Source organism: Enterobacter huaxiensis, assembly GCF_003594935.2.
Classification (GTDB): Bacteria; Pseudomonadota; Gammaproteobacteria; order Enterobacterales; family Enterobacteriaceae; genus Enterobacter; species Enterobacter huaxiensis.
Genome location: NZ_CP043342.1, coordinates 979951 through 992671 on the forward strand (window position 1 = coordinate 979951; position 12721 = coordinate 992671).

The 12721-nt window shown below is 55.5% G+C and carries 10 protein-coding genes; 8 read left to right on the plus strand and 2 right to left on the minus strand.

The window, feature by feature from the left end; translation table 11 throughout:
* Window positions 1-163 precede the first annotated feature (163 nt).
* The 3 genes from pyrG (at window position 164) to queE (ending at window position 3986) form a co-directional block, all read left to right on the plus strand.
* On the plus strand, window positions 164-1801 hold the full coding sequence (pyrG, locus tag D5067_RS04750; protein WP_119936050.1) for a glutamine hydrolyzing CTP synthase: 1638 nt from the start codon (window positions 164-166) through the stop codon (window positions 1799-1801).
* Between the two features lie 82 nt (window positions 1802-1883).
* Window positions 1884-3182, plus strand: a complete 1299-nt coding sequence (gene eno, locus D5067_RS04755) for a phosphopyruvate hydratase (RefSeq protein WP_119936049.1) — start codon at window positions 1884-1886, stop codon at window positions 3180-3182.
* A gap of 132 nt (window positions 3183-3314) precedes the next feature.
* Window positions 3315-3986: a 7-carboxy-7-deazaguanine synthase QueE gene (queE, locus tag D5067_RS04760; RefSeq protein WP_119936048.1), complete on the plus strand. Its 672-nt coding sequence runs from the start codon at window positions 3315-3317 to the stop codon at window positions 3984-3986.
* Between the two features lie 85 nt (window positions 3987-4071).
* On the opposite strand, the gene queD is transcribed toward queE, so the two are convergent.
* On the minus strand, window positions 4072-4437 hold the full coding sequence (gene queD, locus D5067_RS04765) for a 6-carboxytetrahydropterin synthase QueD (RefSeq protein ID WP_119936047.1): 366 nt from the start codon (window positions 4435-4437) through the stop codon (window positions 4072-4074).
* Window positions 4438-4740: 303 nt separating this feature from the next.
* Between queD and cysJ the strand changes: the two genes are divergently transcribed.
* The 3 genes from cysJ to cysH all read left to right on the plus strand — a co-directional run bounded on the left by cysJ (window position 4741) and on the right by cysH (window position 9069).
* On the plus strand, window positions 4741-6546 hold the full coding sequence (cysJ, locus tag D5067_RS04770; RefSeq protein WP_119936046.1) for an NADPH-dependent assimilatory sulfite reductase flavoprotein subunit: 1806 nt from the start codon (window positions 4741-4743) through the stop codon (window positions 6544-6546).
* A complete protein-coding gene (gene cysI / locus D5067_RS04775; RefSeq protein ID WP_119936045.1) occupies window positions 6546-8258 on the plus strand; it encodes an assimilatory sulfite reductase (NADPH) hemoprotein subunit in 1713 nt (570 codons plus the stop codon). Before cysJ ends, cysI begins: the two co-directional genes overlap by 1 nt.
* 76 nt (window positions 8259-8334) lie before the next feature.
* Window positions 8335-9069: a phosphoadenosine phosphosulfate reductase gene (gene cysH, locus D5067_RS04780; protein ID WP_119936044.1), complete on the plus strand. Its 735-nt coding sequence runs from the start codon at window positions 8335-8337 to the stop codon at window positions 9067-9069.
* A gap of 93 nt (window positions 9070-9162) precedes the next feature.
* Here the strand turns inward: cysH and D5067_RS04785 are convergent, their stop codons facing one another.
* Complete coding sequence (locus D5067_RS04785; protein ID WP_119936043.1) at window positions 9163-10206, minus strand: aminopeptidase; 1044 nt, start codon at window positions 10204-10206, stop codon at window positions 9163-9165.
* 237 nt (window positions 10207-10443) lie between these two features.
* Here D5067_RS04785 and cysG point away from each other — a divergent pair, with 237 nt between their 5' ends.
* Together cysG and cysD are read left to right on the plus strand one after the other, a co-directional pair.
* Entirely contained in the window at window positions 10444-11802 is a 1359-nt protein-coding gene (gene cysG, locus D5067_RS04790; RefSeq protein ID WP_119936042.1) for a siroheme synthase CysG, read from the plus strand.
* 9 nt (window positions 11803-11811) lie between these two features.
* The gene (cysD, locus tag D5067_RS04795; protein WP_119936041.1) at window positions 11812-12720 is read left to right on the plus strand and encodes a sulfate adenylyltransferase subunit CysD; all 909 of its coding nucleotides are present in this window, start codon (window positions 11812-11814) and stop codon (window positions 12718-12720) included.
* The last annotated feature ends 1 nt before the right edge of the window (window position 12721 follow it).

Here is a 12721-nt window from a genome sequence, read left to right on the forward strand (position 1 = left end):
GTCAAAAACATTTACCCAAAAGGGGCTATTTTCTCACTCCTTATGTTTGTCATTGCCTGGAAAGGAGACGGAGAATGAAAGTTTGTGGCGCTCGCCGTGTTCGGGTATACTACTTTCCCGTCCTGGTTATTCCATCGTTTCACCCTAACTTCTCAGGTTCAGCATGACAACGAACTATATTTTTGTGACCGGCGGGGTCGTATCCTCTCTGGGTAAAGGCATTGCCGCAGCCTCCCTCGCAGCCATTCTTGAAGCCCGTGGCCTCAATGTGACCATGATGAAACTGGATCCGTACATCAACGTCGATCCGGGCACCATGAGTCCAATCCAACACGGGGAAGTGTTCGTTACTGAAGACGGCGCTGAAACCGATCTGGATCTTGGCCACTACGAGCGTTTCATTCGTACCAAAATGACCCGTCGCAATAACTTTACGACCGGTCGTATTTACTCCGACGTGCTGCGTAAAGAGCGCCGTGGTGACTATCTGGGCGCAACCGTTCAGGTTATCCCACACATCACTAACGCCATTAAAGAACGCATTGTTGCCGGTGGCGAAGGCCACGACGTGGTGCTGGTTGAAATCGGCGGTACGGTAGGTGACATCGAATCCCTGCCGTTCCTCGAAGCGATTCGCCAGCTGGCGGTAGATATTGGACGTGAACACGCGCTGTTCATGCACCTGACGCTGGTGCCGTATATGGCAGCCGCAGGTGAAGTGAAAACCAAGCCGACTCAGCACTCTGTTAAAGAGCTGCTCTCCATCGGTATTCAGCCTGACATCCTGGTTTGCCGCTCCGATCGTGCGGTTCCAGCGAACGAACGTGCGAAAATTGCATTGTTCTGTAACGTGCCGGAAAAAGCCGTTATTTCAATGAAAGATGTCGATTCCATTTATAAAATCCCGGGCCTGTTGAAATCACAGGGCCTGGACGATTATATTTGTAAACGATTCAGCTTGAACTGTCCGGACGCTAACCTGTCTGAATGGGAACAGGTTATCTATGAAGAAGCCAATCCGGCAGGTGAAGTGACTATCGGTATGGTCGGCAAGTACATTGAACTGCCGGATGCCTATAAGTCAGTCATCGAAGCGCTGAAACACGGTGGTCTGAAGAACCGCGTCTCCGTCAACATCAAGCTGATTGATTCACAGGATGTTGAAACGCGTGGCGTCGAAATTCTGAAAGATCTGGACGCTATCCTCATCCCGGGCGGCTTCGGCTACCGCGGTGTTGAAGGCAAGATTGCCACCGCACGCTTTGCGCGTGAAAACAATATTCCATACCTCGGCATTTGTCTGGGTATGCAGGTTGCGCTGATCGAATTTGCGCGCAACGTAGCGGGAATGGAAAACGCGAACTCTACGGAATTTGTGCCAGACTGTAAGTACCCTGTAGTGGCGCTTATCACTGAATGGCGCGACGAAGAAGGTAACGTCGAAGTCCGTACCGAGAAGAGCGATCTGGGTGGCACGATGCGTCTTGGCGCACAGGCCTGCCAGCTGTCCGACGATAGCGTGGTTCGCAAGCTGTATGGCGAATCAACCATCACCGAGCGCCATCGTCACCGCTATGAAGTCAACAACATGTTGTTGAAACCAATTGAAGCTGCGGGTCTGCGTGTTGCGGGCCGTTCCGGGGACGATCAGTTAGTCGAGATCATCGAGGTGCCTAACCATCCATGGTTTGTTGCCTGCCAATTCCACCCGGAATTTACTTCAACCCCACGTGACGGGCATCCGCTGTTTGCAGGCTTCGTGAAAGCCGCCAGCGAGTACCAGAAGCGTCAGGCGAAGTAAAAAAAGTTAGAACGGCAACGCGTACCTTTGGTACGCGTTGTTTGTCTGGAGTTTTAGTTTAACTTGTACTGAGGAAAATCTAATGTCCAAAATCGTTAAAGTCATCGGTCGTGAAATCATCGACTCCCGTGGTAACCCGACCGTTGAAGCCGAAGTTCACCTGGAAGGTGGTTTCGTTGGTATGGCTGCTGCTCCATCAGGTGCTTCTACTGGTTCCCGCGAAGCGCTGGAACTGCGCGATGGCGACAAATCCCGCTTCCTGGGCAAAGGCGTACTGAAAGCGGTTGGCGCTGTAAATGGTCCGATTGCTCAGGCAATCCTTGGCAAAGACGCCAAAGACCAGGCTGGCATCGACAAGATCATGATCGATCTGGACGGTACTGAAAACAAATCTAACTTCGGTGCTAACGCAATTCTGGCTGTTTCCCTGGCGAACGCCAAAGCAGCAGCAGCAGCGAAAGGCCAGCCACTGTTCGAGCACATCGCTGAACTGAACGGCACCCCAGGCAAATACTCTATGCCAGTACCAATGATGAACATCATCAACGGTGGTGAGCACGCGGATAACAACGTTGATATTCAGGAATTCATGATTCAGCCAGTTGGCGCGAAATCCCTGAAAGAAGCGGTACGTATGGGTTCTGAAGTGTTCCATAACCTGGCTAAAGTTCTGAAAGCTAAAGGTATGAACACTGCTGTGGGTGACGAAGGTGGCTACGCGCCAAACCTGGGTTCTAACGCAGAAGCACTGGCTGTTATCGCTGAAGCGGTTAAAGCAGCAGGCTACGAGCTGGGCAAAGACATCACCCTGGCGATGGACTGTGCAGCGTCTGAATTCTACAAAGACGGTAAATACGTTCTGGCTGGCGAAGGCAACAAAGCGTTCACCTCTGAAGAGTTCACTCACTTCCTGGAAGACCTGACCAAACAGTACCCAATCGTTTCTATCGAAGACGGTCTGGACGAGTCTGACTGGGATGGTTTCGCATACCAGACCAAAGTACTGGGCGACAAAATCCAGCTGGTTGGTGACGATCTGTTCGTAACCAACACCAAGATCCTGAAAGAAGGCATCGAGAAAGGCATCGTTAACTCCATCCTGATCAAATTCAACCAGATCGGTTCCCTGACCGAAACTCTGGCTGCGATCAAAATGGCGAAAGACGCTGGCTACACCGCTGTTATCTCTCACCGTTCTGGCGAAACTGAAGACGCTACCATTGCCGACCTGGCTGTGGGTACCGCTGCAGGCCAGATCAAAACCGGTTCTATGAGCCGTTCTGACCGTGTTGCTAAATACAACCAGCTGATTCGTATCGAAGAAGCGCTGGGCGAAAAAGCACCATACAACGGCCTGAAAGAGATCAAAGGCCAGGCATAAGCCTGAACTTTCGTTCTTCTGAGAAACCCGCTTCGGCGGGTTTTTTTATGTCTGAGCTAAAGCAGCTCTCGCACATGACCTTAAGGGCAACATCTGCGATAATTACCGTTCACCCCATTAACAGAGTTGACTATGCAGTACCCGATTAACGAGATGTTCCAGACCCTTCAAGGCGAGGGTTATTTTACCGGCGTTCCCGCCATATTTATTCGTTTACAGGGATGCCCGGTTGGCTGTGCCTGGTGTGATACCAAACACACGTGGGATAAACTCGCAGATCGGGAAGTGTCGCTGTTCAGTATTCTGGCTAAAACCAAAGAGAGCGATAAATGGGGCGCGGGAAGCGCAGAAGATCTGCTGGCCATTATCGGTCGTCAGGGCTGGACGGCGCGCCATGTGGTCATCACCGGCGGCGAACCCTGCATTCATGACCTGACGTCGCTGACCGAGTTGCTCGAAAAAAATGGCTTTAGCTGCCAGATCGAAACCAGCGGAACCCATGAGGTTCGCTGCTCCCATGCGACCTGGGTAACCGTCTCACCAAAAGTGAACATGCGCGGGGGCTACGACGTGCTGTCTCAGGCGCTGGAGCGCGCGGATGAGATAAAACATCCGGTAGGGCGCGTGCGCGATATCGAAGCGCTGGACGAACTGCTGGGGACGCTGACGGATGAAAAACAGCGCGTTATTGCGCTACAGCCGATCAGCCAGAAAGACGACGCGACGCGTTTGTGTATTGAAACCTGTATCGCGCGCAACTGGCGCCTGTCGATGCAGACGCACAAGTACCTGAATATTGCATAAAAAAACCCGGAGGCGCTTGCGCTTTCCGGGCCTGCGATCCAGCCTTTTGTAGGCCGGGTAAGGCGAAGCCGCCCCCCGGCATGCATCACTCTCCGCGATACACGCAGCCTGCGGTGCAGGTCTCTTTGATCGTTACCGCGCTCAGCAGCGGAATCAGCGGTTTCATCTGGTCCCAGATCCATTTCGCCAGCACTTCGCTGGTCGGGTTTTCAAGACCCGGAATATCATTCAGATAGTAGTGATCCAGACGATCGTACGTCGGCTTAAAGGCCGCTTTCAGTTCAGCGAAGTCGATGATCCAACCGGTATGTGGATCGACTTCACCCGTGATTTCAAGACGCACCATAAACGAGTGTCCGTGCAAACGGCCACATTTATGCCCGGCTGGGACGTGTGGAAGATGGTGTGCGGCTTCGAAGATGAAATCTTTAAACAGTGTGGTGGACATCATAGCTCTCAGTAATGCGGAAAAAACCGCCGCATAGTACCGGAAAGCACATTTTTTAGCATTAACTAAAACGGCCTTTACCTTCATGCCTACCGAATCGAAGAAAATGACTGGTTTTTATGGTTATTATTCAATGGATTAGATAATCGTTTTTATCGTTAAGAACGATAACTAAAACAGGTTAGTCCATTTGGTTATTTATTATTTCCATCCCTTCTTTAATTGTTATTATCCTCGCCGTTAACCTTATCTTCAGTTTGGATTTACTCGCTTAAAGTCCGCTTGGCTACTGGAACATAACGACGCATGACAACACAGGCCCCACCTTCAAACCTGCTTCCCCTGAACCCGGAGCAGCTGGCGCGCCTTCAGGCTGCCACCACTGATTTTTCACCCACTCAGCTTGCCTGGGTCTCCGGCTATTTCTGGGGAATGCTCAACCAGCAGCCGGGTGCTGTCGCAACAGCTCCCGCCGCAGCGGTTGAAATTCCTGCCATTACGCTCATCTCCGCCTCGCAAACCGGCAACGCCCGCCGCGTGGCAGAAGCGCTGCGTGATGATTTGCTCGCCGCTAAACTGAACGTGAACCTGGTGAACGCCGGGGATTATAAATTCAAACAAATCGCGTCAGAAAAACTGCTGGTGGTTGTGGCCTCAACGCAGGGTGAAGGTGAACCCGCTGAAGAAGCGGTGGCGCTGCACAAGTTCCTGTTCTCGAAAAAAGCCCCCAAACTGGACGGTACCGCTTTTGCCGTGTTCGGCCTTGGCGATACCTCGTATGAGTTTTTCTGCCAGTCCGGTAAAGACTTTGACAGCAAGCTGGCGGAGCTCGGCGGTGAACGCCTTCTGGACCGCGTGGATGCGGATGTGGATTACCAGCCTGCCGCCGCTGAATGGCGCGCACGCGTGGTTGAGGTGCTGAAAGCACGCGTGCCGAAAGAAACCTCCGCGCAGGCTGCTGTTACCGCAACCGGTGTCGTGAATGACATTCACACCAGTCCGTACACCAAAGAAGCCCCGCTAACCGCAAGCCTGGCGGTTAACCAGAAAATCACCGGCCGTGATTCTGAAAAAGACGTGCGCCATATTGAAATCGACCTGGGCGATTCCGGCCTGCGCTATCAGCCCGGCGATGCGCTGGGCGTCTGGTATCAAAACGATCCGGCGCTGGTGAAAGAGCTGGTTGAGCTGCTGTGGCTGAAGGGCGACGAGCCCGTCACCGTGGAAGGCAAAACGCAGCCGCTTTCCGAAGCGCTGCAGTGGCATTTCGAGCTGACGGTCAATACCGCGAATATCGTCGAAAACTACGCCACCCTGACCCGCAGCGAGTCCCTGCTGCCGCTGGTGGGCGACAAAGCGAAGCTGCAGCATTACGCCGCGACGACGCCAATTGTCGATATGGTGCGTTTCTCTCCGGCTCAGCTGGATGCAGACGCGCTGATTGGCCTGCTGCGCCCCCTGACGCCGCGCCTCTACTCTATCGCCTCTTCGCAGGCGGAAGTGGAGAGCGAAGTGCACGTTACCGTTGGCGTAGTGCGTTATGACGTTGAGGGCCGCCCTCGCGCGGGTGGGGCATCAAGCTTCCTGTCAGACCGTGTCGAAGAAGAGGGCGAAGTACGCGTCTTTATCGAGCACAACGACAACTTCCGCCTGCCGGCCAACCCGGAAACCCCGGTGATTATGATTGGCCCGGGTACCGGCATTGCGCCGTTCCGTTCCTTCATGCAGCAGCGTGCGGCAGACGAAGCGCCGGGTAAAAACTGGCTGTTCTTCGGCAATCCGCACTTCACTGAAGATTTCCTCTACCAGGTTGAGTGGCAGCGCTACGTTAAAGAAGGCGTGCTCTCGCGCATCGATCTGGCCTGGTCCCGTGACCAAAAAGAAAAAGTATACGTACAAGACAAACTGCGCGAACAGGGCGCAGAGCTGTGGCGCTGGATCAATGACGGCGCCCATATTTATGTCTGCGGCGACGCCAATCGCATGGCGAAAGACGTTGAGCAGGCTTTGCTGGAAGTGATTGCCGAATTCGGCGGTATGGATGCCGAAACGGCGGATGAATTTTTAAGTGAGCTGCGCGTTGAGCGCCGTTATCAGCGAGATGTCTACTAATGAGCGAAAAACATCCTGGCCCACTGGTGGTCGAAGGCAAACTGACGGATGCCGAGCGTATGAAGGTAGAGAGTAACTACCTGCGCGGTACCATTGCCGAAGATTTAAATGACGGTCTGACCGGCGGTTTCAAAGGCGACAACTTCCTGCTGATCCGTTTCCACGGTATGTACCAGCAGGACGACCGCGATATCCGCGCCGAGCGTGCTGAACAGAAGCTGGAGCCGCGTCACGCGATGCTGCTGCGCTGCCGCCTGCCGGGTGGCGTCATCACTACCAAACAGTGGCAGGCGATTGATAAATTCGCCCATGACAACACCATTTACGGCAGCATCCGCCTGACAAACCGTCAGACCTTCCAGTTCCACGGTATTCTGAAAAAGAACGTGAAGCCGGTTCACCAGATGCTGCATTCCGTGGGTCTGGACGCGCTGGCGACCGCCAACGACATGAACCGTAACGTGCTCTGCACCTCGAACCCGTATGAGTCAGAGCTGCACGCCGAAGCCTACGAGTGGGCGAAGAAGATCTCTGAGCACCTGCTGCCGCGCACCCGCGCCTATGCGGAGATCTGGCTCGATCAGGAAAAAGTGGCGACCACTGACGAAGAGCCGATCCTCGGCCAGACCTACCTGCCGCGCAAGTTCAAAACCACGGTAGTGATCCCGCCGCAGAACGATATCGATCTGCACGCCAACGACATGAACTTCGTGGCGATTGCCGAAAACGGCAAGCTGATTGGCTTTAACCTGCTGGTGGGCGGCGGCCTGTCCATTGAGCACGGTAACAAGAAAACCTACGCCCGCACCGCGAGCGAATTCGGCTACCTGCCGCTGGAGCACACGCTGGCAGTAGCGGAAGCGGTAGTGACGACCCAGCGCGACTGGGGTAACCGTACCGACCGTAAAAACGCGAAAACCAAATACACCCTGGAGCGCGTGGGCGTTGAGACGTTTAAAGAAGAAGTGGAGCGTCGCGCGGGCATCAAATTTGAGCCGATCCGCCCTTACGAATTTACCGGTCGCGGCGATCGCATTGGCTGGGTAAAAGGCATCGACAATAAATGGCACCTGACGCTGTTTATCGAAAACGGCCGAATTCTGGACTACCCGGGCCGTCCGCTGAAAACCGGTCTGCTGGAAATTGCTAAGATCCATAAAGGCGAGTTCCGCATCACCGCCAACCAGAACCTGATCGTTGCCGGCGTGCCGGATAGCCAGAAGGCGAAGATCGAGAAGCTGGCGCGCGATCATGGGCTGATGAATGCGGTCAAACCGCAGCGCGAAAACTCGATGGCCTGCGTGTCGTTCCCGACCTGCCCGCTGGCGATGGCGGAAGCAGAACGTTTCCTGCCGTCGTTCACCGATAAAGTGGAAGCGATTCTGGAAAAACACGGCGTGCCCGAAGAGCATATTGTGATGCGCGTGACCGGCTGCCCGAACGGCTGTGGCCGTGCGATGCTGGCTGAGCTGGGCCTGGTGGGTAAAGCGCCAGGGCGTTACAACGTGCATCTTGGCGGTAACCGCAGCGGGACGCGGATTCCGCGGATGTATCGCGAAAATATCACGGAACCGGAAATTCTCGATTCCGTTGACGAGCTTGTCGGGCGCTGGGCGAAAGAGCGCGAAGCGGGTGAAGGCTTCGGCGACTTTACGGTGCGTGCGGGCATCATTCGCCCGGTGCTCGATCCCGCGAGGGATTTCTGGGAGTAACATCCCGACGGTATTACAGGTGTTGTAGGCCGGGCAAACGCAGTGCCGCCCGGCAAAACAGGCAAGCGAGGTTCTTATGTCCGTACTCGATCTAAACGCCCTTAATGACCTGCCAAAAGTCGAACGCATTCTGGCGCTGGCAGAAACCAACGCCCAGCTGGAAAAGCTGGATGCCGAAGGGCGTGTGGCGTGGGCGCTGGAAAACCTGCCGGGAGACTACGTGCTCTCGTCGAGCTTTGGTATTCAGGCGGCGGTCAGCCTGCATCTGGTGAATCAGATCCGCCCGGACATTCCGGTGATCCTCACCGATACCGGCTACCTGTTCCCGGAAACCTACCAGTTTATCGACGAGCTGACGGACAAGCTCAAGCTGAATCTGAAAGTCTACCGCGCGGAGCAAAGCGCGGCCTGGCAGGAGGCGCGCTACGGCAAACTGTGGGAGCAGGGCGTTGAGGGCATTGAGAAGTACAATGAAATCAACAAAGTCGAGCCGATGAACCGGGCGCTGAAAGATCTGAACGCGCAAACCTGGTTTGCAGGCCTGCGCCGCGAGCAGTCCGGCAGCCGGGCGACGCTGCCGGTGCTGGCGGTTCAGCGCGGCGTATTTAAAGTGCTGCCGATTATCGACTGGGATAACCGCACTGTGTATCAGTACCTGCAAAAACACGGGCTTAAGTACCATCCGCTGTGGGACCAGGGCTATCTGTCGGTGGGCGATACCCACACCACGCGCAAATGGGAACCGGGAATGGCAGAAGAAGAGACGCGATTCTTTGGGCTGAAGCGCGAGTGCGGATTGCACGAAGGATAATGTCGGTTCGCCCGGTGGCGCTGCGCTTACCGGGCCTACAAAGGTACGAAACGTAGGCCCGGTAAGGCGTAGCCGCCACCGGACTTAACTACCTCAGGCTTTCCCCGCTTTTGCCAGCTCCTTCACCAGCGGCAGCATGACCTTCACTACGTCGCGGCTGCGGTGTTCAATCCGCTGCGGCAGCGCGCGATCAATGTGCTGCTGATTGTCCAGCCTCACGTCGTGCCAGCTTGTCCCGTCCGGGAAGGCTTTGCTTTTGCTGCGCTGCTGATAGCCATCTTTCTTGCCAAGGCCCCAGTTGGTCGCTTCGACGTACAGCACAGGAATGCCCGCTTTATCGAAGACTTCCCCGTCGTTGCAGCAGCCTGTCCCTTTTGGATAATCCGGATTTCCGCCAGGGTTAGTGGTGGCATAAACGCCATGGCTGCGCGCAATTGCCAGCGCCCGATCGCGGGTGAGTTTGCGTACGCTGCTTGGCGTACTTTGCCCGCTGTTGAAATAAAGCCTGTCGCCAACAATTAAGTTATCGAGATTAATCACCAGCAGCGTATTTTTCTTCTCTTCATTGCTCATGCGCTTAAGGAGATTCTCAGCGCCGAGTTTTCCTTCTTCTTCACCGCTGGTTGCAATAAAGCGAATGCCGTACTGCGTCGGAATATTTTTCATTCGTTCAGCCAGCTCAAGCATTACGCCCAAACCCGCTGCGTTATCGTCCATTCCCTGCAGCGTCAGCCCGCCGAGGTTATTATCGGTATCGGCATCGCTCATCGGGGCGAAGGTGTCCAGATGCGCCATAATAATGATCTGTTCGGGCGCCTTCCCTTCGTGCGCAGCGATAACCGTACTGCCGGTCACGTTGTGCCAGTTTTTCGTTTTATTGCGTGAGGTATAGATGTAGCGGCTGTGAAACGAGCGGATATCGCTCTGGTAGCCCATGTCGGCAAACTGCTGGCGGATATAGTCAGCAGAGAGCATCTCCGCAGGGGTGCCGGTCATTCGTCCAGGAAAGACCGTAGCAATATGCCGCGCCTGCATATTGGCGATGTCACCGTACGGTTGGTTTTTTGCCTGAGCCGGAAGGATAAAGCAAACGCCGAGCGCCAGGGCAGCAATACGGTGGCGCATTGCGGAAAACATAGTGAGTCCTTAAAAACTGAGCAAAATTTTAACCCGCTTAGTATGAAACTGCGATCGTGCAGACACAATTTGAATTGCTCTTAAATGCCCGAAATTTCGCGGGTTAAGCACTTTTTGATATTTGCTTTCCCATGGCGTTATTCCATTGAGTAACTACTCATTCCAATTCGTAATTTCATTCGCTCTAAGCCGCCCCCTATAGTCCCACTATTGCTTGTTGTTAGTGAGTTGTTGCCTGTGGACTATCTGCCCTTATTTGCTGCGATTAAAGACAGGCCTGTGCTGGTGGTTGGCACGGGTGAGATTGCCGATCGCAAAATCGCATTTCTGCATCGTGCGGGTGCGCAGGTGCGGGTTGTTGAAGAGGCTGATTTCGACGAGTCACAAATCGACAGCGTGGTGCTGGTAATTGCCGCAACCGAAAACCGCGAACTCAACCGCCGGGTTTCTGACGCGGCGCAGGCCCGCCACCGGCTGGTAAACGTGGTGGATGACCAGCCTTTATGTTCGTTTATCTTCCCGTCGATCGTTGACCGCTCTCCGCTGCTGGTCGCCATCTCATCCGGCGGTACCGCACCGGTGCTGGCGCGCGTGCTGCGGGAAAAAATCGAAGCGTTGCTGCCGACAAGCCTCGGGCGTATGGCAGAGAAAGCCAGCTACTGGCGTAATCACCTGAAAACCCGCCTGACCAGCGTGACGGAACGCCGTCGCTTCTGGGAGCGCGTGTTCCGCGGCCGTTTTGCCAGCCTGATGCATGCCGGGAATGAAACCGCAGCGCAGAAAATTCTCGAAGACGAACTGGATAACCCCGGCAGCAGCGGCGGGGAAATTATTCTGGTCGGCGCAGGGCCGGGCGATGCCGGGCTGCTGACGCTGCGCGGCCTGCAGGTGCTGCAGGACGCAGACGTCGTGTTCTACGACCATCTCGTCACCGACGGCGTGCGCGAGCTGATCCGTCGCGACGCGGAGCAAATCTGCGTGGGGAAACGCGCGGGTGAACACTCCGTACCCCAGCATGACACCAACCAGATGCTCATTGCCGCAGCGAAAGCGGGCAAAACCGTGGTGCGCCTCAAAGGAGGCGATCCGTTCATCTTTGGTCGCGGCGGCGAAGAGCTGCAGGCCGCAGCCGAAGCGGGCGTGCCGTTCCAGGTCGTGCCCGGCATCACGGCGGCGTCAGCGGTGACGGCCTACGCCGGTATTCCGCTTACGCATCGCGATTTCGCCCAGAGCGTGACCTTTGTGACCGGACACTACAAGGCCGACAGCGCGCCGCTCGACTGGACGCACCTCGCCCAGAGCCGACAAACGCTGGCTATTTACATGGGCACGATGAAGGCCGCAGACATCAGCGAGCAGCTTATTCGACACGGTCGCGATGCAGCGACGCCTGTCGCCGTGATCTCCCGCGGCACGCGCGTCGATCAGCACGTCGCTATCGGCACGCTTCACGATCTTGCAACCCTGGCGAAAGACGCCCCCATGCCCGCCCTGATCGTGGTGGGTGAAGTGGTGCAGCTGCACAGCACGCTCGCCTGGTTTCAACACACAACCGACACAGAAGGCTTTGGTTCTTCTGTCGTAAATTTGGCTTAAGGAACGGTTATGGACCAAAAACGACTGACTCACCTGCGGCAACTCGAAGCGGAAAGTATCCATATTATCCGCGAAGTGGCTGCTGAATTCTCAAACCCGGTGATGATGTACTCCATCGGCAAAGACTCCAGCGTGATGCTGCACCTGGCGCGTAAAGCGTTTTACCCGGGTACGCTGCCGTTCCCGCTGCTGCACGTGGATACCGGCTGGAAATTCCGCGAGATGTACGAATTCCGTGACCGTACCGCAAAAGCCTACGGCTGCGAGCTGCTGGTGCATAAAAACCCGGAAGGGGTGGCGATGGGGATTAACCCGTTCGTGCACGGTAGCGCCAAGCACACCGATATCATGAAAACCGAAGGGCTGAAGCAGGCGCTGAACAAATACGGTTTTGATGCGGCCTTCGGCGGCGCGCGCCGTGATGAAGAAAAATCCCGTGCCAAAGAGCGTATCTACTCTTTCCGCGATCGCTTCCACCGCTGGGACCCGAAAAACCAGCGCCCTGAGCTGTGGCACAACTACAACGGCCAGATTAACAAAGGCGAAAGCATTCGCGTCTTTCCGCTCTCTAACTGGACCGAGCTGGATATCTGGCAGTACATCTACCTGGAAAACATCGAGATCGTTCCACTTTACCTGGCGGCAGAGCGCCCGGTGCTGGAACGCGACGGCATGCTGATGATGATCGACGACGATCGCATCGACCTGCAGCCGGGTGAAGAGATTAAACAACAGATGGTGCGTTTCCGCACCCTCGGCTGCTGGCCGCTGACCGGCGCGGTGGAATCCAGCGCGCAAACGCTGCCGGAGATCATCGAAGAGATGCTGGTCTCGACCACCAGCGAGCGACAGGGCCGCGTGATCGACCGCGACCAGGCAGGCTCCATGGAGCTGAAGAAACGTCAGGGTTATTTCTAAG